We start from the raw sequence: 25,632 nt of genomic DNA on the forward strand, positions 1-25,632 counted from the left end.
AACAACAACACCGGAGTGGCCGCCATGAAAACCGTTGCACAAGTGCTCAAAGCCAAGGACCAGAAAAACCAGGACGTCCATACCATCAAACATGACCATACCGTGTTTGAAGCACTGGTGCGGATGTCGGAGAAAAACGTCGGGGCCTTGCCGGTCGTCCAGGATGGCGTGGTGGTAGGGATCATCAGTGAACGCGATTACGCACGCAAAATCATGCTTAAGGGACTATCGTCGGTCACCACAAAAGTCCATGAGGTGATGAGCTCTCCGGTGATAACCGTCGACACCCACAAGAGCGTCGATGAATGCATGAACATCATGACCGACAGTCACCTGCGCCACTTGCCTGTAGTGGAAGAAGGCAAACTGCTGGGCCTGCTGTCCATCGGTGACTTGGTGAAAGAAGCCATTGCCGAACAGGCTGACCTGATCAAACAGCTGGAGCAATACATCCGCGGCGAATAGGGGAACCCATGCTCGACACGCTGGAACATCAAGAGGATCACCTCGACACCCTGCAGCGAGCCATGGCCGAACGGCGCTTTGTGGTGCTGACCGGTGCGGGGATCAGCACGTCGTCGGGCATTCCCGACTACCGCGACAGCGAAGGCGTGCGCCGAGGTAAAGCGCCAATGATGTATCAAGAGTTCCTCGCCACCCCGCAGGCGCGGCGCCGTTATTGGGCGCGGGCGATGCTCGGGTGGCCGAGGGTACGCATTGCGCAACCGAACAAGGCCCACCTGGCGCTGGCGACACTGCAGCATCGGGAGCGCGTCAGCGGGCTGATCACCCAAAACGTCGATACCCTGCATGATCAAGCCGGAAGCGATGAAGTGATCGAACTGCACGGCAGCCTGCACCGGGTACTGTGCCTGGATTGCCTGCAACACAGCAGGCGTGATGTGATCCAGCACGTGATGGAAATCGAAAATCCCTACCTGGCCGGCGTCGATGCCGTGCAAGCGCCCGATGGCGACACCTTGCTGGACCCGGCCTTCGAAGAGCGCTTCCAGGTCCCCCGCTGCCCCCATTGCAACGGCGAACGCTTGAAGCCGGACGTGGTGTTTTTTGGCGAAAACGTAGCCCCGCCGACAGCGGCCAAGGCAATGGCTGCGGTGGAACATGCGCAAGGTTTGCTGGTAGTGGGTTCGTCGCTCATGGCCTATTCGGCGTTTCGTCTGTGCAAAGCGATGGTCGAGCAAGGCAAACCGGTGATCGCCATCAACCTGGGCAAGACTCGGGGGGATGAGCTGCTGCAGGTGAAGATCGAAGCGTCCTGCGAGCTGCTGTTGCCGTTATTGGCTGAACGATTGCAATAGCAAAAACACTGCAATTCAAAAATGTGGGGCGGGCGTGCTCGCTCCCCCATGGGTGATGCGGTGAATTAGCGACGGAAAGCCTACGACCCACCCTTCCAAAAAATGACGCCCAAGTCACGTTTCTCCGCATTACCCCGCCCCCACAACAAATTATGTAGTGACCAAAAATAATCACTACATAATCGTTGACGTAACGTTTTTGTCCTTGCATTATCGAGACGTCTCCCGGATCGGGAGCGTTGGCAACAAGCGTTTTGAAAGAGCTCGTCTGACCGCCGAGCTGTTTTTTCCGGATGTGCACTGCCCACAAGGCGGATTGATGAAGCTGACCGGCCCGAGAGGATCGGTACAAGGAGCGCAAGTGCTGCTTGTCTTCGTTGAGAAAGCATTGCGTAGCAGTTCATCAGCAAGACTACATGCATCAGGTTCAAGACCCTGCCCGTATTCGGCAGACAGTCGCTGACGCCCGGTTTTCAAAACCGGAGACAACTAAGCAGTTTTAACGAATCAATTGATAGATCGCCAACTGGTCAAGGGGCTTACACATGAATCTGAACAACCAACCCACTATCGATGAATTGGCTGAGATGTTCGCAGCGCAAAAAGACACGCTCGACGACCATATCCTGTGGATTGGCAAATCGGGCGAAGTCCAAATTGACTGCCTGGCGCCCCATACCGAAGAAGCCGAGTTCGACCGCAATAACCGTGAACTGGCTGCACGCCTGAAGATGTACCGCCGTGGCCAGGGTTATGTTGGCAAGAAGGCTGCTGCCGATCGCAACTTTATCGAACAGGTCTTCCACACACTTAATACCGAATGGCAGAACCTCAACGGCCAATCGCAGATTAAAGTGATTGATAGATACTGCTGATTACACAGCCTTAAACATTGAAGCCCGCTCGTTAATTCGAGCGGGCTTTTTAATACGTGTTTTATAACAACGCGGGTAATCGTCCCTTCCCCGCCTCATCGCAAAAAATATCAAACAGCACCTGCGCTGCCGCCGAAAGTTCATGCCCTGGCTTGGTCAGCACCCCAATCGGCCGTTCAATCACCGGATTGCTCAAGGTGATGCAATGGGCACCCGCCTCGACCATCTGCCGCGCGCACAATGCAGGTACGGCACTGACACCCAAACCATTCGCCACCATCTTGCCCACTGTCGCCAGTTGATGACTCTCCAGTGCTACAGGCAACTTCATCTGCAGGGCGCCCAGGTGTTCTTCCAGCATCACCCGCACCGTCGAAGGCCGTTGCAGCGTAATGAACGGCTGCTCCAGCAGGATTTTCCAATCGATTTCTGTGCATTGCGCCAAGACTGAGTCACCCGGCACAACCGCAATAAACCGGTCCAGGTACAGTGGGGTAAACGCCAGCGATGATCCTGCGGAGGGCTCGAATGCCACGCCCAGCTCCACCTGGCGATCGCGGACCATCTCCAGCACCTGCTCATTGATCAAGTCATGCACGGTCACATTTACCTGAGGGTAACGCGCGCGGAATATTTTCAGGATCGGCGGCAGCAAATTGCCGGCAAACGACGGCATCGCCGCCACCGTGACGCGCCCCCGCTGCAAGGTGAAGCGCTGGCGCAGTTCGTCTTCGGCGTTGTCCCAGTCGGCAATCAGTCGGCGCGCCAGGGGCAACAGGGATTCGCCTTCAGGGGTCAACGCAACGTTACGCGTATTGCGACTGAACAGGCGCCCGCCCAACCCTTCTTCCAGCCCCTTGATGGTCAGGCTCAGCGCCGATTGGGAAAGATGCAGGCGCTCGCAGGCGGCGGCAAAACTCAGGCTCTGGGCCACGGCGAGAAACGCCCTCATCTGTTTAACGGTCATGGGTAAGCTCCAAGTGCCTGGTTGAAAGCTGCAAGTTAAAGCGGCCGCTGACTAGGCTGAAGCTTGCGGCTTGAAGCCAATTATTCTGTTTTCTAAATCAATCAACCTAAAAAAACAACTTAACAAATCAATCCGTCAGAGCAACACTCGGTTCATTGGCTGGCCCACAAACAATAATAGAGGTGCATATGGCAGGTTTCGATAAACGCGTGGCGTCCTACGAGGAAGCATTGGCAGGCCTTGAAGACGGCATGACCGTCCTCTCCGGCGGTTTTGGCCTGTGCGGCATTCCGGAAAACCTCATCGCCGAAATCAAGCGCAAAGGCACCCGCAACCTGACCGTGGTTTCGAACAACTGCGGCGTCGACGGTTTTGGCCTGGGCGTGCTGCTGGAAGAAAAGCAGATCAGCAAAGTGATCGCGTCCTACGTCGGTGAAAACGCCCTGTTCGAGAAGCAATTGCTCAGCGGCGAAATAGAAGTGGTGCTGACCCCCCAAGGCACCCTGGCCGAGAAAATGCGCGCAGGCGGCGCCGGCATCCCAGCCTTCTTTACCGCCACCGGCGTCGGCACCCCGGTTGCCGAGGGCAAGGAAACCCGCGAATTCAACGGTCGCCCGTACCTGATGGAAGAATCCATCACCGGTGACTTCGCCATCGTCAAAGGCTGGAAAGCCGACCATTTCGGCAACGTCATCTACCGCCACACCGCCCAGAACTTCAACCCGCTGGCAGCCACCGCCGGCAAGATCACCGTGGTCGAAGTCGAGGAAATCGTCGAACCGGGCGAGCTGGACCCGGCGCAGATCCACACACCTGGCATCTACGTCGACCGGATCATCTGCGGCACGTTCGAGAAGCGCATCGAACAGCGCACCGTGCGCAAATAATCCGCCTCCAGCCCGAACAATAAGGACTCATAAAATGGCTCTTACCCGCGAACAAATGGCTCAACGCGTCGCCCGCGAAATGCAGGACGGTTTCTACGTCAACCTTGGCATCGGCATTCCGACCCTGGTGGCCAACTACATTCCCGAAGGCATGGAAGTCATGCTGCAATCGGAGAACGGCCTGCTCGGCATGGGCCCGTTTCCAACCGAAGACACCATTGACGCCGACATGATCAACGCCGGCAAGCAAACCGTCACCGCACGCATCGGTGCGTCGATCTTCTCCTCCGCCGAGTCCTTCGCGATGATTCGCGGCGGCCATGTCGACCTCACCGTGCTTGGCGCATTTGAAGTGGACGTACAGGGCAACATCGCCTCGTGGATGATCCCCGGCAAGCTGGTCAAAGGCATGGGCGGTGCCATGGACCTGGTGGCCGGTGCAGAAAACATCATCGTGATCATGACCCACGCGTCCAAGGATGGTGAATCCAAGCTGCTCAGCCAGTGCAGCCTGCCGCTGACCGGTGCGAACTGCATCAAGCGTGTGCTGACTGACCTGGCGTACCTGGAAATCGAAAATGGCGCTTTTGTCCTCAAGGAACGCGCACCTGGCGTCAGCGTGGAAGAGATTGTGAGCAAGACCGCCGGTAAACTGATCGTCCCGGACCACGTTCCAGAAATGCACTTCCAGTGAGGACAGAGCTCATGCAAGACGTCGTGATTGTTGCTGCCACCCGCACCGCCGTGGGCAGCTTCCAGGGTTCGCTGGCGAATATCCCGGCACCCGAACTGGGCGCCGCCGTGATCCGTCGCTTGTTGGAACAGACCGGCCTGGACCCGGCCGAAGTGGATGAAGTGATCCTCGGCCAGGTGCTTACCGCGGGCAGCGGCCAGAACCCGGCGCGCCAGGCCTCGATCCTCGCCGGCCTACCCCATGCGGTGCCAAGCCTGACCTTGAACAAGGTCTGCGGCTCAGGCCTCAAGGCCCTGCACCTGGGCGCCCAAGCCATCCGTTGCGGTGACGCCGAGGTCATCATTGCCGGCGGCATGGAGAACATGAGTTTGGCCCCGTACGTACTGCCCGCCGCGCGCACTGGTTTGCGCATGGGCCATGCCAAGATGCTCGACAGCATGATCACCGACGGCCTGTGGGACGCGTTCAACGACTACCACATGGGCATTACCGCCGAGAATCTGGTCGATAAGTACGGCATCAGCCGTGAAGCCCAGGATGCGTTCGCCGCCGCCTCACAGCAAAAAGCGACTGCTGCGATCGAAGCCGGCCGCTTTGTGGATGAGATCACCCCGATCCTGATTCCCCAGCGCAAAGGCGACCCGGTAGCCTTCGCCGTGGACGAACAGCCGCGCGCCGGCACCACCGCCGAGTCCCTGGCCAAGCTCAAACCTGCTTTCAAGAAAGACGGCAGCGTCACCGCCGGCAACGCGTCCAGCCTGAATGATGGCGCTGCTGCGGTGCTGCTGATGAGTGCAGACAAGGCCAAGGCCCTCGGCCTTCCGGTCTTGGCGCGCATCGCCAGCTACGCCAACGCAGGCGTCGACCCGGCCATCATGGGTATCGGCCCAGTCTCGGCCACCCGCCGCTGCCTGGACAAAGCCGGTTGGAGCCTGGGCGACCTGGACCTGATCGAAGCCAACGAAGCTTTCGCCGCGCAATCCCTGGCGGTAGGCAAAGAACTGGAATGGGACGCCAACAAGGTCAACGTCAACGGCGGCGCCATCGCCATCGGCCATCCGATTGGCGCCTCAGGCTGCCGCGTGCTGGTGACCCTGCTGCATGAAATGATCAAACGCGACGCCAAGAAAGGCCTGGCGACGCTGTGCATCGGCGGCGGCCAAGGCGTGGCACTCGCTCTCGAGCGCAGCTGATTCAAAGAGCAACAGGGAGGAGGCTCGGTTCCACGAAAACCGGGCCTTTTCTTTTCGCGATACGCCTGAAAAAACACAGTTCAAATGTGGGGCCGAGCTTGCTCGCTAGCTACTGCGCGGCACCGCAAACACCGCACTCGCCCGCGCCACCACCTTCTCCCCCACCTGCAGGCTCACCGTGGCAAACGCCATCTGCCGCCCGCGTTTGTAATGCTCCATGCGCACCACGATCCACTCCCCAACCTGCACCGCCCCCAGGTAATCCAAGGTCATGCTCGCGGTAATCAGCGGCAGTGGCGGCTCACTGGAAAACGCCATCGCGTAGCCCATGCCGACATCCGCCAAGGTCGCCAACACGCCGCCATGCACCGTGCCGCGTCCATTGGCGTGGCGATTGTCGGCACGCAGGGCGATTTCCAGGTGCACGCCATCACCCCGGCAATACGCCGGGCCAAGCAGATCAAGCAATGGGCTGCTGCGGGGCAGCGAAACGAAACCTTCGGGCACTGAGTGGGCGATCATGGCGAACGCTTCCTTGAACTGAAGATTGAGGTGTACGCCACGCCACAAGCAGCAGCCATTACCATCCATCACGCAAATCCCCCGCGATGCTTTGCGTTAATCCACCAGACCCGCTTTAATCGCCGTAAAATCCCCCGCACCCCGCAAGGAACAGCAATGCGCCATCTGGACGGCAAGCCCCATCCGCTTCGCACCGGCTTAATAATCTTGGTCGCCGGCCTGGCCCTGGTTGGCTGCTCGCCCAAGGACCACTCCCGCGCCAGGGTGATCAACGGCGAGCAGAGTCGTGCCGGTGCGCAATTGGCCTACGAGCACGAGCTGAGCCTGGCCCTGCCCGGCGCCCTGCTCGCGCCGCGCATGCAGGCGACACGCGAGGCCTGCGAAACAGCACGCTTTGGCGCGTGCAATATCCTGGGCATCACCGAAGACGGCAACGGTGGCCAGATCATTCTGCGTATCGCGCCGACTGGTGTGGAGCCGATGGTCACGATGGCCGCTGAAGGTGGCAAACTCGGCCAACGCATCACCACCGCCGAGGACCTGGCCGATGCGGTCGCCGACGTACGCCGCCGCCAGGACCGCCTGCTGGCCCAGCAACAACGCCTGGATGAATTGGCCAAACGCAAGGACATCACGGTCAGTGACCTGATCGCCCTGAGCAATAAACAGGCGGGTATAGAGAACGAATTGCAGGCGCTCGCCCAAGTCGCTGCCGGCCAGCAACGCCGTCTCGACACCAACCGCGTGACCCTGAACTTCCGTTCCTCTGACGGCGCGAACCAGCCGTCACGGTTCAGTCGGATGTTCAGCAACCTGGGGGACAATATGGTCGAGGGCACTGCCGACGCCCTGGAACGCTCAAGCTATGTGCTGCCGTTCGTGATCCTGGCGTTCCCGGTGGTGTGGTTGTGGGTGTGGCTGTGGCGCCGCTTTGTCAAACGCCGCACCTGATCAGCGCTTCATGCAACGCTGATACCGCTCATCCACCCGCTTGGCAAACCACGCCGTCGTCAGGTTGCGGGTGATCTTCGGACTCTTGAGCACGATGCCCGGCAGGATCGCCCGTGGCATCGGCTTGCCGGCGGCTTTGTCCGCGAGTGCGAACACGCGTTTGTACAGAGCGGTCTCTTCAAAATCCAGTTGCTTACCCTGATCCAGCTGGCTGCGGATGCTCGGATTGCGCATATCCAGCTTCGCGCCCAGGGAACGCACTGCCAACTCGGTGGTGCCGGGTAGCAATGAGCCGTACCGTATCAAATCCCCATCCAGCGCCAACTCGGTGCCCGAGGCACGGCTGACGGCGGCCTGGAACGCGGCATTGCGACTGGCATACCAACCGGCATTGAAGTCGGCGAAGCGGTACAGAGGCTGGTCATAGTTCACCGGGTAACCCAGCAAATGCGCGATACCGAAGTACATGCCGCCACGGCGGCTGAAGACTTCACGGCGAATAGTGCCGTCCACCGTGTAGGGATAACCCCGTGCCTGTTTCTGCGCAAAGTCGATGCTGACCTGCATCGGACCTGCGGTATGCACCGGGTTGAAACCACCGAATAACGTGTTGCCCAGGGGCACCATGCTGATGAAGTCATCAAAGATGCCACTCAGGTCCCTCTCCGTGCGAGCGGCGCTCAGGCGATCGGCGTATGTCTTGCCCGTGGGCGAGCGCAATTGAAGTGCGCTGCGTACGAAAAAGGCTGGCACATGGACCTTACCGGCACGCCGCAGGATTTCATCCTGGGCGATCTTGCCCATGTTCGGCACGGGCGGGTCGACTTGGTAAGTGGATTCCTGTTCGGTCACCGCCAGCACGGCGCAGATATTTTCCGTACTGGCGTAGATTTTCTGGGTGTCGAAGGCGGTGTAGATGTCCTGGGCCCAACCGTTGCGGTCCGAGACGTTAGCCGGCAGCAAGCGCACGATCTGCGCCTTCACCTCAGCCTCGCTGCGCTCGGGCTGTTGCGGGTTGCGGGTTGTAGAGCAACCGGCCAGCACCAGCAACGTGGCAAGGCACAGGATCAGGCGGCTTGAATACATGGGGTTTCCTTGGATGACGGCGGGCCGGGCGTTGCAGATATCGACCGGTAAGTCTAACCAGGGTTCGCCGCGTTGGCGTGCTCGCCAGGCAATCACAAACGTGACAGGATCTGTCATCGACCATTCGTACACGGCGTTTGAATGCCATGCTCAGCCTGAACTTCCTCATCACCTGCCTGATCGTCGTGCTGATTCCCGGCACCGGCGTGATTTTTACCGTGTCCACAGGACTCACCGCCGGCAAGCGCGCCAGTGTGTTCGCCGCGCTGGGCTGTACCGCCGGGATCATTCCCCACTTACTGGCTTCGATTCTTGGTCTGTCCGCCCTATTGCACACCAGTGCATTAGCGTTCGATACGCTCAAGTACGCAGGCGTCGCCTACCTGTTGTACGTGGCATACGCCACTTGGCGGGATCGCTCGGCGTTTGCGGTCAGCGACACCCCTGCGCTTTCAAGTGCACGGACCCTGATGTTGCGCGGCCTGTTGATGAACATTCTCAACCCGAAGCTGACCATTTTCTTCCTGGCCTTCCTGCCCCAGTTCGTCACGCCAGGCAGCACGGCCCCAGCCCAGCAAATGCTGGTGCTGAGTGCTGTATTCATGGCGATGACGTTTGCGGTGTTCGTGATGTATGGCCTGCTGGCCAATGTGTTTCGCCGCGCAGTGATCGAGTCGCCACGGGTGCAGAACTGGCTGCGCCGCAGTTTCGCGGCGGCCTTTGCGGGGTTGGGCTTGAACCTGGCGTTTGCGCAGCGCTGATAAACACTGCAATCAAACAATGTGGGCTTGCCCGCGATGGCAGTGGGTCAGCTGAATATTTGCAACTGACCTGCCGTCATCGCGGGCAAGCCCACACACATTTAGACTTGCGGTTTTTTCTAGATCCCGGCCAGTGCCAGGTCCATCGCGAAGTAGGTGAAGATCAAATCCGCCCCCGCGCGCTTGATCGACCCCAAGGTCTCACGCACCACACGATCCTCATCAATCGCGCCAGCCTGGGCGCCGAACTTAATCATCGCGTACTCGCCACTGACCTGATAAGCCGCCACCGGCAAACGCGAGGCTTCGCGGATATCGCGAATGATATCGAGGTAGGCGCCGGCCGGCTTGACCATCAACGCATCGGCACCTTCCTGTTCGTCCAGCAGCGATTCGCGCACGGCTTCGCGGCGGTTCATTGGGTTCATCTGGTAGCTTTTGCGGTCACCCTTGAGCGCGCTGCCGCCGGCTTCGCGGAACGGGCCGTAGAGGGCCGAGGCGAATTTGGTGGAGTAAGCCATGATCGGGAGGTGGGTGAAACCGGCGTCGTCCAAGGCGCGGCGGATTGCCTGGACCTGACCGTCCATCGCTGCCGAAGGGGCGATCACATCAGCGCCTGCACGGGCAGCGGCCACGGCTTGCTTGCCGAGGTTGACCAGCGTCGCATCGTTGTCGACATGCGCACCGTGCATCACGCCGCAGTGGCCATGGTCGGTGTATTCACAGAAGCAAGTGTCGGACATCACGATCATTTCCGGCACCGCGTCCTTGATGATCGAGGACATGCGCGAAACCAGGCCGCGTTCTTTCCAGGTGTCGCTGCCGTTGGCGTCCAAGTGGTGGGACACGCCAAAGGTCATCACCGACTTGATGCCGGCACGCGCATAGCGCTCGATTTCACCGGCCAGTTTTTTCTCGGGGATGCGTAACACGCCCGGCATGCTGGTGATGGGTACGAAGTCATCGATTTCTTCTTCGACGAAAATCGGCAGCACCAAGTCGTTGAGGGTGAACTCGCTTTCCTGAAACAAGCCACGCAGCTCCGGGGAGCGGCGCAGGCGGCGTGGACGGGCTTGGGGGAACTGGCTGGTCATGGCAATCCTGGATAAAGGTCAAAACTTTGGGGCGAAGCTTATGCCCCCAGGCACCGGCAACACAAACCCGGAGGGCCCAATAGTGTATTGCGAGGGCCGTAACAATTTATTGATCTAGAGCTGTAAACGCCCTTCGATACACACCGCCACAGCGCCACCCACCCAGATTTCCTCACCCTGGCGTTCAATGCGAATACGCCCCGCACGCCCCAGCGCAGTGCCCTGGCTGACCACATAGCGCTCAGGCGCCAGGCCTTCGGCCAGCAGCCATTGCGCGACACCGGCATTCAAGCTGCCGGTGGCGGGGTCTTCCGGGGCGCCGTCGCCCGCGATAAAGGCGCGAACTTCAAATTGCGCATCCACGTCGTCCCTCGCGGGATCACAGGGGGCGATCACACCCACGGCCAAACCGAGCAGTTGTGAGTAATCCGGTTGCAGATCCAGCACCTGATTGCGATCAGCCAGCATCACTGCCAACCATCCCGCGCCGTTGTCGACCCACTGGCTACGCAAGATGGCCTCTGGCGCCAAGCCCAACGCCAGGCGAACGCGCTCTATGACAGGCGCTTCCACCGGCCCGGCGCGCAACAAAGGCGGTGCGATAAACGCCAGCTCATCATGCTGGCGACGGATACGCACCAAGCCGATTTCGCACTCTTGGATTATTTCCTCACCTTTGGGAATACCGCCCGCCTGCAGCCATGCGTGGCAACTGCCCAGTGTCGGATGCCCGGCAAAAGGCAGTTCCTGCAAGGTCGTGAAAATCCGCACCCGGTAGTCCGCCTCGGGGTCGCGCGGGGTCAGCAGGAACGTGGTTTCGCTCAGGTTGGTCCAGTTGGCAAAGTCCGCCATCTGCTGGTCGGTCAGGCTATCGGCGCCGAACACCACCGCCAATGGGTTGCCTTTGAGCGAAACGCTGCTGAAGACATCCAGCTGTTTGAAATCGAAGGTCGGCATGCTCAGCTCGGAATACTAAGGCCACGGATCACCGCTGGCCGTGCGACGAAACCGTCCAACGCGCGCAGTACATTGGGGAAGTCGGCGATGCCCACCAGGTCACCGGACTCGTAGAAACCGATCAGGTTGCGGATCCACGGGAAGGTGGCGATGTCGGCGATGCTGTAGTCGTCACCCATGATCCAGGTGCGGCCCAGCAGGCGTTTTTCCAACACGTCCAGCAGGCGCCTGGATTCGGCAGCGTAACGGTCGCGGGGGCGCTTGTCTTCGTAGGCTTTGCCGGCAAATTTATTGAAAAACCCCAACTGGCCAAACATCGGGCCGATGCCCCCCATCTGGAACATCAGCCACTGAATCGTTTCATAGCGGGTGGCCGGGTCTTCGGAGAGCAGTTGGCTGGTTTTTTCCGCCAGGTAGATCAGAATCGCGCCGGACTCGAACAACGCCAGTGGCTGGCCGCTGGGACCATTGGGGTCGATGATCGCGGGGATCTTGTTGTTGGGGTTCAGGGACAGGAACTCGGGAGACAACTGGTCCTGGGTCTCGAAGCTGATTTTATGCGCTTCGTAAGGTAGCCCCAGCTCTTCGAGCATGATCGAGACTTTTACCCCGTTGGGTGTCGGCAGCGAGTACAGCTGCAAGCGCTCGGGATGCTGGGCGGGCCATTTGCTGTTGATCGGGAAGGCAGCGAGTGAGTTCATCGGGGAGCTCCTGAACAGAAAGGCTCCATGATAGACATCTGTCCCGTGTCCTGCATGGGTCATCAATACGCAACAACCGCTGGCTATTATCCCGTCTGGGCGAACCAATAGGCCCTCGCGCACTCTTAAGTGCGCTTAAACGGTGAACGGAGGCGAACCGCAATACTGACAGGGAACACCGCAGGACGCCGGATGCGTCACTGGGGCCGGGCTTGTCCGCCTTAATCCGATGCACTGAAGACTCGACAATAATGACCATCAAGCCGTTGTGCCTTGCGCTACGCCTAAAACGATATTCATACATCATGTTGCCGCTGTTGCTCGTAGGCGGCGCTATCGGCCTGACCCTTGAATCGCGCGTCAGCAGGGCCGAACAGGTGAACGGCGTACAAACCCTGGTGTTCCTGCGCCATGGTGAAAAACCGGCAGGCGGCCTGGGCCAACTCAATTGCCAAGGCCTCAACAGAGCAATGAACCTGGCCACCCTGCTGCCGGAAAAATTCGGCAATGCCGACTTCGTATTTGCGGCCAACCCCACACGTAATGTGGAGGAAGGTGAGCTGGACAATTCCTACAGCTACATTCGCCCCCTGATGACCATCAGCCCCAGCGCGATCAAGCTCGGCCTGCCGGTCAACATCAAATTTTCCGCGAACGACACCAGCGCCCTCGCCGATGAGCTGGTGGAAGACAAGTACCACAACGCCACGATTTACACCGCTTGGTCCCACGGCTATCTGCCGGAGTTGATCAACAAGGTGGCGAGTGAAGCGTCGGGCGAAAAGCACACCATCACCGACGATTGGTCGGGCAGCGACTACGACACCCTGTATGTGCTGACGCTGACCTGGCACAACGGCAAGGCCTCGCTGCTGAGCCGCAACTACAAGCAAGGCTTGAACAACGGTGAACAGACCTGCCCGAACCCCACGCAGGTGAGTGCCGATAGCTGACAGCGTATGATATGCCGCTATCGACTCACCTGCGGATCATCCCCATGCCTAACCTCACTTCCTCCCAGCCCAACCGGGGCTGGTCTATCTGGTGGAAACCTGCACTGTTCCTGCTGGTAGCCTGCGTTGGCCTCTACTATGTGAAGTGGTCCCCCTACTACCTCAAGGCCTTCGTTGCCGCCGATAACCACAGCATCGGCGCCTCGATTCTCAACGATCAACAACGCTCACCATTGGCGGCGGCGCTGGCCTATGCCCAGGTGTATTTCCTGGCGATCTGGAAGGCCGCTGTGCTGGCGGTGATTCTTGGCTCATTGCTGCAAGTGCTGATTCCCCGCGACTGGTTGCTGCGTCTGTTTGGCCGCGCCGGACTGGGCTCCACCCTGCGCGGCGGGCTGTTTGCTTTGCCGGGGATGATGTGCAGTTGCTGTGCGGCGCCGGTCGCGGCGGGTATGCGGCGTCAGCAAGTATCGGTGGGGGCCGCGCTGGCATTCTGGATCGCCAACCCGGTGTTGAACCCGGCCACCCTGGTGTTCATGGGTTTTGTCCTGGGCTGGGGCTTTACCGCCCTGCGGCTGGTGGCGGGGATTGTGCTGGTGGTGGGTGTCTCTCTCGTGGCGCAGCGCATTGCGCGGTCTGAACAGGTGCCGGCAGCCGCACTGGATGCGATAGCCGAGGTCAATATTGTCGACTCGCAACCGTTCCTGAGTCGCTGGTTACGCACCCTGTGGCAGCTGTTTTGGAGCACAATTCCGATCTATATCCTGGCGGTGCTGGTCCTGGGCGCGGCGCGAGTCTGGCTATTCCCCCATGTGGACGGCGCCATGACCAACAGCCTGATGTGGCTGGTGCCACTGGCAATCGTCGGCACGCTGTTTGTGATTCCGACCGCCGCAGAGATTCCCATCGTACAAACCATGATGACCCTGGGCATGGGCACCGGCCCGGCCGTGGCGTTGCTGATGACCCTGCCCAGCGTGAGCCTACCGTCGCTGCTGATGCTGCGTAAGGACTTTGATGCAAGGGTGCTGATTACGGTGGCCGGGTTGACCATGCTGGCGGGGGTGGTGTGTGGGCTGATCGGGGCGCTCATCCTGTAGTTATTCAGTGGGGCTGATGGCCCTTTCGCGAGCAAGTCGAATCGTCGCACCGCCGCGCGCCCATCCAGACCGCGTTTACCCTGCAGAAACACGGTCAACATGTGGGAGTGACTTGCTCGCGAATAGGCCCTTGAATATCACCCATTCACCCTGTTACGCAGATACTCCACTACTGCCCTCTGCTCTCCCGCGAACTCGACCCGCGCGCCTTTGCTCTCCCGCTGAAACGCATACATCGGGTCGTAATACTCGCGCAACAAGGCTTCGATCCACACGCGGTGCAAATCCACTGCACCGCTACGCGCCTGCTCCGCCAGCGCGTCCTGCAGGATCGCCTGCAGCCGCTGGAAGCGCTCCCCACCCAGGCGCTTGTGGATGTTGGCCAGGCTCTGGGTCAGACGCCCGGCAAACACCGCGTGGCCCTGCTCGCCAAACAGCGCGATGAACTCGGCACACAGGTCCACCACGTAATCGCGCAAGATGCGCTCGACCCGCCCTTCGACGCTGTCCTCAAGCCATACCATCGGATACGTCTGCATGCCTTTGTACAACGGCAACGGCAGCGCGCAACTGCCGATCATGCGGCTTTCGTCCTCGATCACGAACTGCTGGATACCCCCTGCGCGTTTTTTCAGCAGGTCCACCGCCAAGCGGTTTTCAAAGTCTATGTTGGACGGCTGCGCCGTGGCGCGCTTGCCGAAGCTGGAACCACGATGGTTGGCATGGTTTTCCAGGTCCAGGGCGTTGTTTAACTGGCCGAGCACCTCGGTCTTGCCAGTGCCGGTCATGCCGCCGAGCAATACGAAATCACACTGCGTTGCCGCTTGCTCGAGCGTCTCCAGCAAAAAGGTGCGCATGGCTTTGTAACCGCCGCCCACACGCGGGTACTCAATGCCCGCCTCAGTCTTGAGCCATTGCTGCACGATCTGCGAGCGCAAACCGCCGCGAAAACAATACAGGTAGCCATCGGGATTGGTCTTCGCGAACAGCGCCCACTGATCGATGCGTTCAGCCTTGATTGCCCCGGACACCAGCTCGTGGCCCAGCACGATTGCGGCCTGCTGGCCTTGCTGTTTGTAGCAGGTACCGACCCGCTGACGCTCGTTATCGCTCATCAGCGGCAGGTTGACTACACCCGGGAAGGCACCTTTGACGAACTCGACCGGCGCGCGGGTATCCATCATCGGCCGGTCATTGAGGAAGATATCGCGGTAGTCGGTGATGTCAGCGGCCATCAAAACACCTCTACCGCGTGGGTCTGTCGCTCAACCAGTTCGCCGATAGGCTCAAGGGCCAGGCCCAGTTCGGCGGCGGCGACATGAAACTCGGCGTCACCCTCGGGGGTGACCGCGATCAACAGGCCACCGCTGGTCTGTGGGTCACACAGCACACGCTTATGCAACTCCTGCAGGCGCCCGAGCCTGGCGGAGTAACTGTCGAAGTTGCGCAGGGTGCCACCCGGCATGCAACCTTGATCCAGGTAGTCCTCAATCCCCGGCAGACGTGGGACTTTGTTGTATTCGATGCGGGCCGTCAGGCGGCTGCCGTCGGCCATTTCCACCAGATGGCCCAGCAAGCCGAAACCGGTGACATCGGTCATCGCCGTGACACCCGTCAATTTGCCGAAACGGCTGCCAGGTGTGTTCAGCGTACACATCCAGTCACGCGCCAGGCCGATATCCGCCTCACGCAATTTGCCCTTCTTCTCAGCCGTGGTCAGGATGCCGATGCCCAGGGGTTTGGTGAGATAAAGCCGGCAACCCACGGTTGCGGTGTCATTGCGTTTCATATGGCGCTTTTGCACGATGCCGGTGACCGCCAGCCCGAAGATCGGCTCCGGGGCATCGATGGAGTGGCCGCCCGCCAGGGGGATTCCAGCTTCGTCGCACACGGAACGGCCGCCACGGATCACTTCCCGGGCAATCTCCGGTGCCAGTACATTGACCGGCCAGCCGAGAATGGCGATGGCCATCAGCGGGTCACCGCCCATGGCGTAGATGTCGCTGATGGCGTTCGTCGCTGCAATCCGCCCGAAGTCGAAGGGATCATCGACAATCGGCATGAAAAAGTCAGTGGTGGAGACCACGCCGCGCTCATCGTCGATGGCGTACACCGCTGCATCATCGCGCGAAGCGTTGCCCACCCACAGCTTGGGGTCGAGGTTCTGCGCGCCGCTGCCGGCAAGGATCACCTCCAATACCTGGGGCGATATCTTGCAGCCACACCCCGCGCCATGGCTGTACTGGGTAAGACGAATCGGCTCGTTCATGTATGACCTCACGCTATCAAGTGCGCGAATTCTAACAGACAGCAAAAGGCCGGCTGAGCTCTTGTGAGCGCAGCCGGCCTTTTGGTTTCAGCCGTTACTGCCGGGCCGCCAGCAAACGCTTGTGGCGGTTGCGCCTGGCAATGTTCAGACATTCGATGGCCGCGGAGAACGCCATGGCCGCGTAAACGTAGCCTTTAGGCACATGGGCACCAAAGCCTTCGGCGATCAGGGTCATACCGATCATGATCAGGAAGCCCAGGGCCAACATCACCACGGTCGGGTTGTCATTGATGAACTTGGCCAACGGTTCGGCCGCCACCAGCATCACGATCACCGAGGTCACCACGGCAATGATCATGATCGGCAAGTGCTCGGTCATGCCCACGGCGGTGATGATGCTGTCGATGGAGAACACCAGGTCAAGCAACAGGATCTGCCCGATGGCCGCGGCGAAACCGATGGCTACCGTATTGCCGACGCTGGCCTTCTCTTCGGGCTCGGGGTCCATGCTGTGATGGATCTCGGTGGTCGCCTTCCACACCAGGAACAGGCCACCGGCGATCAGGATCATGTCCTTCCACGAGAACCCCTGGCCGAGTACTTCGAATACCGGCGTGGTCAGTTGCACGATAAACGCGATGGTGCTCAACAGGCCAAGGCGCAATATCAACGCCATGCTGATACCAATGCGCCGTGCCTTGGCCCGATGCTTCTGCGGCAGCTTGTTGGTGAGGATCGAGATAAAGATCAGGTTATCGATGCCGAGCACGATTTCCATGACGATCAAGGTGGCCAGGGCAACCCAGGCGGTGGGGCTGGCAGCCAGCTGTAACAGGTAATCCATAGGTCAGTCCTGACGTTGTACGGGAAATTAAGCGCGGGCAGTTAGGCTTCTTTACTGTTCGATTCTGATGCTTTCTCTTCCTGATCATCCTTCTGCTGCGGGGTGATCAGGCCGTTTGTCGCTTCACTCAATGCCTGTTCGGCGGCTTTGTGGGTGTCATCGATCGCTTGCTTGGCCGACTCGGTAGCCTTGCCCAACACTTGCTGGGCGCTTTTTTCGACCTGATCGCAACCGCTGATCACTACCAATGAAAGCGCAAGCAACGATGCCGCGCCCAGAGAATTGAGTTTCATGACGTATTCCTCGTTAGAACCATTGGGTCCAAATAGTGGCCCCGCGATAGCGAGGCATTCTATGCAGGAGAACAGTTCAGGAAAATTCGTATTTTCCCCGCGTATACTTCGCTTTTTACGAAGTGATGGCCGCCATGCTCAATTACCGACAACTGCACTACTTCTGGGTGGTGGCCAAGACTGGCAGCATCGTGCGCGCCTGTGAGCAGCTTAACCTCACGCCCCAGACCATCAGCGGGCAGATCAGCCTGCTTGAGCAGACCTTTGGTGTCGCGCTGTTTCAGCGCGTCGGTCGCCAGTTGGAGCTGACTGAAGCCGGGCGCCAGGCTTTGCCGTATGCCGAGCAGATGTTCCAGACCGGTAATGAATTGGAAGCCATGCTGCGCGCACAACCCGACGAACAACAGATCCAGTTTCGCGTCGGGGTGGCGGACGTGGTGCCCAAATCCATCGTCTACCGGCTGATCGCGCCGACCATGGAGCTGAGCGAGCCGATCCGCATCACGTGCCGCGAGGACAAACTCGAACGCCTGCTGGCTGACCTGGCGATCCAGCGCCTGGACCTGGTGATTTCCGACAGCCCCATGCCGACGCACCTGGATATCAAAGGCTACAGCCAGAAGCTGGGAGAATGTGGCATCAGTTTTTTCGCCACCCAAGCCTTGGCTGACAGATATAGCGGCGACTTCCCACACTGCCTGCATGGCGCACCACTATTGATTCCGGGTGCGGAAACCGTCGTGCGCAGCCGTTTGCAGCGCTGGTTTGCCGAGCAACAGATTCAACCACGGATCATCGGTGAATTCGATGACAGCGCCTTGATGCAGGCGTTTGGCCAGTCCGGCAGCGGCATCTTCATCGCCCCCAGCGTGATCGCCGATGAGGTGGTGCGCCAGTACGGCGTTGCACTGATTGGCCAGACCGTCGCGGTGACCGAGTCCTTCTACGCGATCTCGGTGGAACGCAAGGTCAAGCACCCCGGCATCGTGGCGATTACCGAAGGTGCTCGGCGGGAGTTGTTTACCCCCCCGTCCTGACGGATCAGGCGTTGGAGGCGACCGGTTGCTTGGCGGTCATCAGCCACAATGCCAGCAGGATCGACAGCAGGATAAACCCGGACGCCGCAAAACCCAGGCTGCCCAGGCCGAGTGTGTCGATCACATGGCCGCCGACCAGCGCCCCAAGGCCGATCCCCAGATTGGCCCCGGCAATATTCAGCGACGCAGCAAACGCAGGCGCATGGGGGGCGGCTTTCATCAGTCGTACATGGCTGACCAGGAACATCGCCGCCTGGGTCACGCCCCACACCGCCATCGCCGCCGCCAGGCCGACGGTGGAGTGAATCGCCGGCACCAGTGCCACCATGCCGGCGATCATGAAGCCGCAGAACAGCATGGACGCGATCAACGGATGGCGATCCACCGCGCGCCCACCCAACGAATTGCCAATCAAACCGACCGCGCCAAAGCCCATCAAGCACCAGCCCACCAACGTGCCATCGAACCCGGCCAGGCGCTCAAGGATGTCTGCCAGGTAGGTGTAAGCGGTGAACATGCCGCTGAACACCAGGATGGACAGCAGGATATGGCCCTGCATCAGCGGGTTGCGCAGGATCTTGAATTGCGAGCGCAACGTCACTTCATCGTGCTTCGGCGCCGTCACTGGCAGGTAGATAAACAACAACAAGGCCTTGGCCACCGCCACCACCGCAAGAATGGCAAACGCGCTGCGCCAGCCGAACATGTCGGAAATCAGCGTGCCCACCGGAATGCCGAACACCGTAGCGCAGACGATACCGAAGCCAATCTTCTCGATGGCGCGCCCAGCGAACTCGGGGCCGACGATGTCCACCGCCGTTTCGCTGGCGAGCGCCCAGAACACCGGCAAACCCAGCGCCGGAATCAACCGCGCCACCGCCATCACCCAGATGTTCGGTGCCAGTGCCGCCACGGTATTGGCCACGCCAAACATGATCAAAATGCTGATAAACAGCCGCTTGCGTGGGAAACGCGCGCAATAGGCCGTCAGAAACGGGCCGAACGCCGCCACGGTGAACGCAAACAACGTCACCAGCAGCCCGGCCTGGGACACGCTGACATTCAGGTCGCGGGCGATGGACGGCAATAGGCCGACGATGACGAATTCTGTGGTCAGCACAGTAAAGCCAGCGGCCGACAGGAGCAGAATGGGAAACAGCATGAAAACTCCAGAAACAACGACATCAACGACAACCCGGAGGGCTCGCTGAAGGATAGGAAACGTGAGAGGCCGGAATCTTAACAGAGTCTGTCGGGCTGGGCGAAAACCGAAGAACGCGGGTGACGGAATGCCGCACCGACAGGGACATTTCCTACAGCATGCTAGACTCCGCGCCTGCTTCCTACACCCTCCCTGCTTGCAATGCTGCGCCCCACTAAAAAAACTAGAGACAACTGCTTATGACTGCTGCCCCTTCCCTCCTGCAACGACTAGCGCGCGTCAGCCTGGTCACGCAAATCGTCATTGGCCTGATCGCGGGCATTCTGCTGGCCTTGCTGCTGCCCGAGGCGGCGAAAGCCACCGGGTTTATCGGCAAGATGTTCGTCGCGGCGCTCAAGGCTGTGGCACCGATCCTGGTGTTTGTGCTGGTGATGGCGTCGATCGCCAACCACAAGCATGGCCAGGAAACCCATATCAAACCGATCCTGTTCCTGTACCTGCTGGGCACGTTTGCCGCTGCAGTGGTGGCCGTGATCGCCAGCACACTGTTCCCCTCGCCACTGGTACTCGCCACCCACGATGCGACGCTCAGTGCCCCAGGTGGTATTGGCGAGGTGTTGCAAGGCTTGTTGCTAAGTGTGGTGGACAACCCGATCAGCGCACTGATGAATGCCAACTTTATCGGCATCCTGGCCTGGGCCATCGGCATGGGCATTGCCATTCGCCATGCGGGCGAAACCACCCGCACGGTGCTGGATGACTTGTCCAACGGGGTCACGCTGATTGTGCGCGTAGTGATCCGCTTTGCGCCGCTGGGCATTTTCGGCCTGGTGGCCTCGACCCTGGCCACTTCCGGTTTTGGCGCCCTGCTCGGTTATGCCCACCTGCTGGTGGTGCTGATCGGCTGCATGCTGTTTGTGGCGCTGGTGATCAACCCGGCCATCGTGTTCTGGAAACTGCGTCGCAACCCTTACCCGCTGGTGCTGCTGTGCCTGCGTGAAAGCGGGATCACCGCGTTCTTCACCCGCAGCTCCGCAGCGAATATCCCGGTCAACCTGGCGTTGAGCAAGCGCCTGGGCCTGCATGAAGACACTTACTCGGTGTCGATCCCGCTCGGTGCCACCATCAACATGGCCGGTGCCGCGACCACCATCACCGTGCTGACCCTGGCCGCCGTGCACACCTTGGGCATTGCCGTCGACCTGCCTACCGCGGTGCTGCTCAGCGTGGTTGCAGCCGTCTGCGCCTGCGGCGCATCCGGGGTCGCGGGCGGTTCGCTGCTGTTGATCCCGCTGGCGTGCAGCCTGTTTGGCATTCCCAGTGAAATCGCGATGCAGGTAGTGGCCGTAGGCTTCATCATCGGCGTGCTGCAGGATTCGGCGGAAACAGCGCTCAACTCCTCTACCGACGTGCTGTTCACCGCAGCTGCATGCCTGGGCAAAGAAGAACAACCGGCTTAAACGCCGCGCATAAAAAAACCGGGGCGGTTCTTGAATGAACCGCCCCGGTTTTTTTATGGGTGTTTAGAACGCGCCCATGTAGTCGCGCTTGCCCACGTCCACACCGTTATGACGCAGCAAAGCGTAAGCGGTGGTGACGTGGAAGAAGAACTGCGGCAGGCCGTAGGTCAGCAGGTAGGACTGGCCGCTGAAGCGCTTCTCTTTAGGCGTGCCTGGGCGAGTGATGATCTCGATGCCTTCCTTGCCGTCGATTTGCTCAGGCTTAAGGGTGTCGACAAACGCCAGGACCTTGGCGATCAGCGCTTGCAGGTCGGCGAAGGTGACTTCGGTATCTTCATATTTCGGCACTTCGATCTCGGCCAGGCGTGCGGACACGCCCTTGGCGAAGTCGACGGCGATCTGCACCTGGCGCACCAGTTGGAACATGTCCGGGAACAGGCGCGCTTGCAGCAAGGCGTTCGGCTCGATGTTGTTGGCGGTGGCGTGGGCTTCGGCTTTGGTCAGCACGCCGCTCAGGGCGGTGAGCATTTGCTTGAAGACTGGGATGGAAGCGGCGTACAGGGAAATAGTCATGGCAGTCTCGCAGTAATGGCAGGATTGGAACCAGCGGCGATTATAGCCATGCCCATCGCTTGTCTTTTATTTTTTCAGGATTAGGCTAGGCAGCTCACTGCATAGGGAAAGCGCGATGACCGCCGAGCACGACACCGACACCCCTGAGCCGCGCCTGAACAGCACGGAAATCCGCGTTTTGGGCTGCCTGATCGAAAAACAGGCGACCAACCCGGAAACCTATCCCCTGACCCTCAATGCCCTGGTCCTGGCCTGTAACCAGAAGACCAGCCGCGAGCCGGTGATGAACCTGAGCCAGGGCCAGGTCGGCCAAAGCCTGCGCGCGCTGGAAGGCCAAGGTTTTACCCGCCTGGTGATGGGCAGCCGCGCCGACCGCTGGGAGCATCGCGTGGACAAGGCGCTGGAATTGGTGCCGGCGCAGGTGATCCTGACCGGGCTGCTGTTTTTGCGCGGGCCGCAGACCGTCAATGAACTGCTGACCCGCAGCGGGCGCATGCATGATTTCGAAGATGCCGAACAGGTGGTGCATCAACTTGAGCGCCTGATTGCGCGAGGGCTGGCGGTGTTGGTGCCGCGTCAGGCGGGCCAGCGCGAAGATCGCTACACCCATGCGCTGGGTGATCCGGCCGATATCGAATTGATACTCGCGGCGCGTGGCAGTCCGGTGGAGCGCGGGGCTGGGGTTTCGGTAGACCGCCTTGAAGAACTTGAAGCGCGGATCGCGGCGCTTGAAGAGCGGCTGGCTCAGTTGGAACAGGGCTGACGGCATCCTTGTGGCGAGTTCCCTCGCCACCGTTTCAGATCAAGGCGTTAAATAGCATGCCTGCGGCCACCAATACGCACAGGCTGGCAAACCCGACCTGCAAGGCGCGCGCAGGGATTACCGAACACAGGCGTCGACCCGCCAACATGCCGACGATGCTTGCGCCGATAAATACCCAGCCCACCGGCTCGATGCGCACCCCCGCATGAAACGCGCCAGCAACACCGACCAGCGAGAGCAGGCTGATCACCATCAGAGAGGTGGCGACAATTCCGCGCATCTGCACATCGGTCAGTTGCTTGAACGCCGGCACGATGAGGAAGCCGCCGCCCACGCCGAGCAAGCCCGATACAGCCCCTGTCACCGCGCCGAGGGCGGCCAGGGTCGCGCTGCATTTGGCGGTCCAGGCGAAGCGCCCGGTCTGCTGGTTGAGCATGCAGTTCTTCTGGCCCCAGGAGGCGGTGCCATGGTCACTCGGCCCGGCGTCGCACTTTTCGCGCTGCAACATGCGCCAGGCCACCAGCAGCATCAACGCGCTGAACAGGCCCATCAACACCGCTTCCGGCAACTGGTGGGCGAGAAACACCCCCACTGGCGAAAAAAGCGCGCCAAGCAAGGCGATCAGCAACGCGGCGCGGTAGCGCACCAAGCCATGGCGCAAACCGTCGATCGCCCCCACCGCGGCCGCCGCGCCGACGGCAAGCAGCGACACCGGCGCAGCCTGGGTCATGCTCATGCCCAAGCCCAGCACCAGCGCCGGCACGCCAAGGATGCCGCCGCCCGCGCCCGTCAGGCCCATGACCAAGCCCATCAATAATCCCAACACACTGGCCAGCAGCATTCAGTCCACCTTGCTCAGACGGGTCAGCCACTCGCGGCCCTTGAGCATGCCGTTCCAGTAGAACCACGGCAGCAAGGTGGCCTTGAGGAACCACATCGAACGTCGGGCCTGGGTCGGGTCGAGGGGGAAGGTTGGCAGCAACTTGCCGCCGTAGCCGAACTCGGCGAGCACCACCTTGCCCTTCTCCACCGTCAACGGGCACGAACCGTAACCGTCGTACTTGAGCGGCAGCGCCGCCTGCTTGCGCAGGGCCAGCAGATTCTCGGCGACCACCACGATCTGCTTGCGCACGGCGGCGGCGGTCTTGGCGTTGGTGGTGCCACATACATCACCCAGGCCGAAGATGTGCGGGTAGCGCAGGTGTTGCAGGCTATGGGGGTTCACTTCGCACCAGCCGGCAGCGTCAGCCAATGGACTTTGGCTGATGAAATCCGGGGACACCTGCGGTGGGACCACGTGCAGCAGGTCGAAGGATTTTTCTTCAACGCTGACACTGCCTTCGGCGTCTTTCACTTCGAACCAGGCCTTGCGGGCCGGGCCGTCGACTTTCACCAGGTTGGCGTTGAACGCCAGGCGGGCGTTGTATTTTTCCACGTACTTCATCAACGGTGGCACAAAGGTCGCCACACCAAACAGTGCTGCACCGGCCAGGTTGAATTCAACGTCGATGTTTTTCAGAGTGCCCTGTTTTAGCCAGTGATCGCAGGACAGGTACATGGCCTTTTGCGGCGCACCCGCGCATTTGATCGGCATGGCCGGCTGGGTGAAGATCGCCTTGCCGCCCTTGAGTTGCTGCACCAACTGCCAGGTATAGGCAGCGTGCTCGTAGCTGTAGTTGGACGTCACGCCATGCTGGCCGAGGGTGTCCTGCAGCCCTTCGACTTTTTCCCAGGCCAGGCGCAGGCCGGGGCAGACGATCAGGTTGTTCCAGCTGACGCGCTGGCCGCTGTCGAGGACCAGGGTTTGCTCGTCCGGCAGCAGTTCGGTGACGGCGGCTTGCACCCAGGTGACGCCATTGGGCAGTACGTCGGCCAGTGGCCGGCGGGTCTTTTTGACGTCGTATGCGCCGCCGCCGACCAACGTCCAGGCAGGCTGGTAGCAATGGTATTCACTCGGTTCGATCAGGGTGATATTCAGTTGGGGGTCGCGCTTGAGCAGGCTGGCCACCAGGCCGATGCCCGCCGAGCCGCCGCCGATGACGACGATATCGCCACTGATGGTAGGGCCCCAGTGTTGTTCGGTCATGGTCTATCGCCTTTTATCGTCAATGCACACAAGGGGCGTTGCCGTATGGCGTCACGTCCCGTTACAGGTCGATCCTTTGCCTCGGACCGTTTTTTTCCCTTAAGCTCGCAAGCCTATGTGGAAAACATCTCGAATGTAAGCCGCAATCCGCTACCAAGGACCGCCGCCATGCCCGCTTTGATTCAAGCCTTTCTGGATGAGGCATCGTCGACCTACACCTATGTCCTACATGAAGCAGATGATGGCCCCTGTGCCATCGTCGACTCGGTGCTCAATTACGACCCGGCCTCCGGGCGCACCGACACACGCCAGGCCGACAAAGTCATCGCCTATGTGCGTGAACATCGCTTGCAGGTGCAGTGGCTGCTGGAAACCCATGCCCATGCCGATCACCTGTCCGCCGCGCCGTACTTGCGCCGCACGCTGGGCGGCAAGATCGCCATCGGTCAGTCCATCAGCAAAGTGCAGGGCGTGTTCAAGAACCTGTTCAACCTCGAGCCGGAGTTTCGTGCCGACGGCTCGCAGTTCGATCACTTGTTTGCGCCGGATGAGGTGTTTCACATCGGCAACATCAAGGCCCAGGCCCTGCATGTGCCCGGTCATACCCCTGCGGACATGGCCTATTTGATCGACGACCGGTTGATCCTGGTGGGTGACACGTTGTTCATGCCGGATGTGGGCACGGCGCGTTGTGATTTTCCCGGTGGGGATGCGCGGCAACTGTATGCGTCGATGCGCAAGTTGCTGGCCTTTCCTTTGGAGACTCAATTGTACGTATGCCATGACTACCCGCCTGAGGGGCGTGAGGCGAAATGCCTGACGACCGTGGCTGAGCAGCGCGCGGGTAACATTCATGTGCACGACGGGGTGGATGAGGCGGCATTTGTAGAGATGCGTACAACGCGCGATGCGGGGCTGGGGATGCCGACGTTGCTGTTGCCGGCGATCCAGGTGAACGTGCGAGCGGGAAATATGCCGCCGGCAGAGAGCAATGGGGTGACTTACCTGAAGATCCCACTCAATCAACTTTGAAACGTTTAACCCTGTGGTCGCTGGCTTGCCTGCTCCCACATTTGGCCCGCGGT

The 25,632-nt window shown here is 60.3% G+C and carries 28 protein-coding genes; 14 read left to right on the forward strand and 14 right to left on the reverse strand.

From position 1 onward, the window contains the following. Positions 1 to 24: 24 nt before the first annotated feature. The 3 genes from AACY30_RS17880 (at position 25) to AACY30_RS17890 (ending at position 2,194) form a co-directional block, all read left to right on the forward strand. A complete protein-coding gene (locus tag AACY30_RS17880) occupies positions 25 to 465 on the forward strand; it encodes a CBS domain-containing protein (RefSeq protein WP_339420123.1) in 441 nt (146 codons plus the stop codon). A gap of 8 nt (positions 466 to 473) precedes the next feature. Further along, positions 474 to 1,319, forward strand: coding sequence for an NAD-dependent protein deacetylase (locus AACY30_RS17885; RefSeq protein WP_339540849.1), 846 nt, complete (start codon positions 474 to 476; stop codon positions 1,317 to 1,319). Positions 1,320 to 1,864: 545 nt separating this feature from the next. After that, a complete protein-coding gene (locus AACY30_RS17890; protein WP_339420121.1) occupies positions 1,865 to 2,194 on the forward strand; it encodes a hypothetical protein in 330 nt (109 codons plus the stop codon). Positions 2,195 to 2,255: 61 nt separating this feature from the next. Here AACY30_RS17890 and AACY30_RS17895 read toward each other — a convergent pair whose 3' ends face one another. Further along, positions 2,256 to 3,161 carry a LysR family transcriptional regulator gene (locus tag AACY30_RS17895; protein ID WP_339468894.1) on the reverse strand — a complete coding sequence of 302 codons (906 nt, stop codon included), beginning with the start codon at positions 3,159 to 3,161 and terminating at the stop codon, positions 2,256 to 2,258. Positions 3,162 to 3,349: 188 nt separating this feature from the next. On the opposite strand from AACY30_RS17895, the gene AACY30_RS17900 reads away from it, so the two are divergent. Genes AACY30_RS17900 through AACY30_RS17910 form a run of 3 tightly spaced genes read left to right on the forward strand, consistent with a single transcriptional unit; the run spans position 3,350 to position 5,935 of the window. After that, positions 3,350 to 4,048: a CoA transferase subunit A gene (locus tag AACY30_RS17900; RefSeq protein WP_339420117.1), complete on the forward strand. Its 699-nt coding sequence runs from the start codon at positions 3,350 to 3,352 to the stop codon at positions 4,046 to 4,048. Positions 4,049 to 4,082: 34 nt separating this feature from the next. After that, on the forward strand, positions 4,083 to 4,742 hold the full coding sequence (locus tag AACY30_RS17905) for a CoA transferase subunit B (protein WP_065872325.1): 660 nt from the start codon (positions 4,083 to 4,085) through the stop codon (positions 4,740 to 4,742). 11 nt (positions 4,743 to 4,753) lie between these two features. Further along, entirely contained in the window at positions 4,754 to 5,935 is a 1,182-nt protein-coding gene (locus tag AACY30_RS17910; protein ID WP_339468896.1) for an acetyl-CoA C-acetyltransferase, read from the forward strand. Between the two features lie 105 nt (positions 5,936 to 6,040). On the opposite strand, the gene AACY30_RS17915 is transcribed toward AACY30_RS17910, so the two are convergent. Beyond that, positions 6,041 to 6,457 (reverse strand): PaaI family thioesterase, encoded by a 417-nt coding sequence (locus AACY30_RS17915; protein WP_339468897.1) that lies wholly within the window; start codon positions 6,455 to 6,457, stop codon positions 6,041 to 6,043. Between the two features lie 156 nt (positions 6,458 to 6,613). Between AACY30_RS17915 and AACY30_RS17920 the strand changes: the two genes are divergently transcribed. After that, complete coding sequence (locus AACY30_RS17920) at positions 6,614 to 7,408, forward strand: DUF4349 domain-containing protein (protein ID WP_339540851.1); 795 nt, start codon at positions 6,614 to 6,616, stop codon at positions 7,406 to 7,408. Here AACY30_RS17920 and AACY30_RS17925 read toward each other — a convergent pair whose 3' ends face one another. Continuing rightward, positions 7,409 to 8,494 (reverse strand): DUF1615 domain-containing protein, encoded by a 1,086-nt coding sequence (locus AACY30_RS17925; protein ID WP_339468900.1) that lies wholly within the window; start codon positions 8,492 to 8,494, stop codon positions 7,409 to 7,411. Positions 8,495 to 8,640: 146 nt separating this feature from the next. Between AACY30_RS17925 and AACY30_RS17930 the strand changes: the two genes are divergently transcribed. Beyond that, the gene (locus AACY30_RS17930; RefSeq protein WP_339468901.1) at positions 8,641 to 9,255 is read left to right on the forward strand and encodes a LysE family translocator; all 615 of its coding nucleotides are present in this window, start codon (positions 8,641 to 8,643) and stop codon (positions 9,253 to 9,255) included. 119 nt (positions 9,256 to 9,374) lie between these two features. On the opposite strand, the gene hemB is transcribed toward AACY30_RS17930, so the two are convergent. The 3 genes from hemB to AACY30_RS17945 all read right to left on the reverse strand — a co-directional run bounded on the left by hemB (position 9,375) and on the right by AACY30_RS17945 (position 12,007). Continuing rightward, positions 9,375 to 10,349 carry a porphobilinogen synthase gene (hemB, locus tag AACY30_RS17935; protein ID WP_339420111.1) on the reverse strand — a complete coding sequence of 325 codons (975 nt, stop codon included), beginning with the start codon at positions 10,347 to 10,349 and terminating at the stop codon, positions 9,375 to 9,377. A 114-nt stretch (positions 10,350 to 10,463) separates the two neighbouring features. Beyond that, on the reverse strand, positions 10,464 to 11,306 hold the full coding sequence (locus AACY30_RS17940; RefSeq protein ID WP_339468903.1) for a PhzF family phenazine biosynthesis protein: 843 nt from the start codon (positions 11,304 to 11,306) through the stop codon (positions 10,464 to 10,466). Positions 11,307 to 11,308: 2 nt separating this feature from the next. Continuing rightward, positions 11,309 to 12,007, reverse strand: a complete 699-nt coding sequence (locus AACY30_RS17945; RefSeq protein WP_339468904.1) for a glutathione S-transferase N-terminal domain-containing protein — start codon at positions 12,005 to 12,007, stop codon at positions 11,309 to 11,311. Between the two features lie 251 nt (positions 12,008 to 12,258). Between AACY30_RS17945 and AACY30_RS17950 the strand changes: the two genes are divergently transcribed. After that, on the forward strand, positions 12,259 to 12,960 hold the full coding sequence (locus AACY30_RS17950; RefSeq protein WP_339420108.1) for a histidine phosphatase family protein: 702 nt from the start codon (positions 12,259 to 12,261) through the stop codon (positions 12,958 to 12,960). Between the two features lie 44 nt (positions 12,961 to 13,004). Further along, complete coding sequence (locus tag AACY30_RS17955) at positions 13,005 to 14,060, forward strand: permease (RefSeq protein ID WP_339420107.1); 1,056 nt, start codon at positions 13,005 to 13,007, stop codon at positions 14,058 to 14,060. A gap of 137 nt (positions 14,061 to 14,197) precedes the next feature. Here AACY30_RS17955 and mnmH read toward each other — a convergent pair whose 3' ends face one another. The 4 genes from mnmH to AACY30_RS17975 all read right to left on the reverse strand — a co-directional run bounded on the left by mnmH (position 14,198) and on the right by AACY30_RS17975 (position 17,466). Beyond that, positions 14,198 to 15,295 (reverse strand): tRNA 2-selenouridine(34) synthase MnmH, encoded by a 1,098-nt coding sequence (gene mnmH, locus AACY30_RS17960; RefSeq protein ID WP_339468905.1) that lies wholly within the window; start codon positions 15,293 to 15,295, stop codon positions 14,198 to 14,200. Further along, positions 15,295 to 16,329 (reverse strand): selenide, water dikinase SelD, encoded by a 1,035-nt coding sequence (gene selD, locus AACY30_RS17965; protein ID WP_339420104.1) that lies wholly within the window; start codon positions 16,327 to 16,329, stop codon positions 15,295 to 15,297. Before selD ends, mnmH begins: the two co-directional genes overlap by 1 nt. A 94-nt stretch (positions 16,330 to 16,423) precedes the next feature. Further along, positions 16,424 to 17,173: a TerC family protein gene (locus AACY30_RS17970; protein WP_339420103.1), complete on the reverse strand. Its 750-nt coding sequence runs from the start codon at positions 17,171 to 17,173 to the stop codon at positions 16,424 to 16,426. A gap of 41 nt (positions 17,174 to 17,214) precedes the next feature. Continuing rightward, positions 17,215 to 17,466 (reverse strand): hypothetical protein, encoded by a 252-nt coding sequence (locus tag AACY30_RS17975; protein WP_339468906.1) that lies wholly within the window; start codon positions 17,464 to 17,466, stop codon positions 17,215 to 17,217. A gap of 134 nt (positions 17,467 to 17,600) precedes the next feature. Between AACY30_RS17975 and nhaR the strand changes: the two genes are divergently transcribed. After that, positions 17,601 to 18,503 (forward strand): transcriptional activator NhaR, encoded by a 903-nt coding sequence (gene nhaR / locus AACY30_RS17980; RefSeq protein WP_339420099.1) that lies wholly within the window; start codon positions 17,601 to 17,603, stop codon positions 18,501 to 18,503. A gap of 4 nt (positions 18,504 to 18,507) precedes the next feature. On the opposite strand, the gene AACY30_RS17985 is transcribed toward nhaR, so the two are convergent. Further along, positions 18,508 to 19,665, reverse strand: a complete 1,158-nt coding sequence (locus AACY30_RS17985) for an MFS transporter (protein ID WP_339468907.1) — start codon at positions 19,663 to 19,665, stop codon at positions 18,508 to 18,510. A gap of 239 nt (positions 19,666 to 19,904) precedes the next feature. Here AACY30_RS17985 and sstT point away from each other — a divergent pair, with 239 nt between their 5' ends. Continuing rightward, entirely contained in the window at positions 19,905 to 21,125 is a 1,221-nt protein-coding gene (gene sstT, locus AACY30_RS17990; RefSeq protein ID WP_339468908.1) for a serine/threonine transporter SstT, read from the forward strand. Positions 21,126 to 21,188: 63 nt separating this feature from the next. Here the strand turns inward: sstT and AACY30_RS17995 are convergent, their stop codons facing one another. Next, positions 21,189 to 21,698 (reverse strand): DUF1993 domain-containing protein, encoded by a 510-nt coding sequence (locus AACY30_RS17995; RefSeq protein ID WP_339468910.1) that lies wholly within the window; start codon positions 21,696 to 21,698, stop codon positions 21,189 to 21,191. Between the two features lie 115 nt (positions 21,699 to 21,813). Here AACY30_RS17995 and AACY30_RS18000 point away from each other — a divergent pair, with 115 nt between their 5' ends. Beyond that, on the forward strand, positions 21,814 to 22,461 hold the full coding sequence (locus AACY30_RS18000; protein ID WP_339420092.1) for a YceH family protein: 648 nt from the start codon (positions 21,814 to 21,816) through the stop codon (positions 22,459 to 22,461). Positions 22,462 to 22,495: 34 nt separating this feature from the next. On the opposite strand, the gene AACY30_RS18005 is transcribed toward AACY30_RS18000, so the two are convergent. Both AACY30_RS18005 and AACY30_RS18010 read right to left on the reverse strand, forming a co-directional pair. Next, a complete protein-coding gene (locus tag AACY30_RS18005; RefSeq protein ID WP_339468911.1) occupies positions 22,496 to 23,302 on the reverse strand; it encodes a sulfite exporter TauE/SafE family protein in 807 nt (268 codons plus the stop codon). Continuing rightward, positions 23,303 to 24,547 (reverse strand): NAD(P)/FAD-dependent oxidoreductase, encoded by a 1,245-nt coding sequence (locus AACY30_RS18010; protein ID WP_339436221.1) that lies wholly within the window; start codon positions 24,545 to 24,547, stop codon positions 23,303 to 23,305. A 168-nt stretch (positions 24,548 to 24,715) separates the two neighbouring features. Here AACY30_RS18010 and AACY30_RS18015 point away from each other — a divergent pair, with 168 nt between their 5' ends. After that, a complete protein-coding gene (locus AACY30_RS18015) occupies positions 24,716 to 25,579 on the forward strand; it encodes an MBL fold metallo-hydrolase (protein ID WP_339420086.1) in 864 nt (287 codons plus the stop codon). Positions 25,580 to 25,632 lie beyond the last annotated feature (53 nt).

Origin of the sequence: Pseudomonas sp. RA_5y_Pfl1_P24 (assembly GCF_963970945.1) — a bacterium.
In the GTDB taxonomy this organism is placed as follows: Bacteria; Pseudomonadota; Gammaproteobacteria; order Pseudomonadales; family Pseudomonadaceae; genus Aquipseudomonas; species Aquipseudomonas tritici.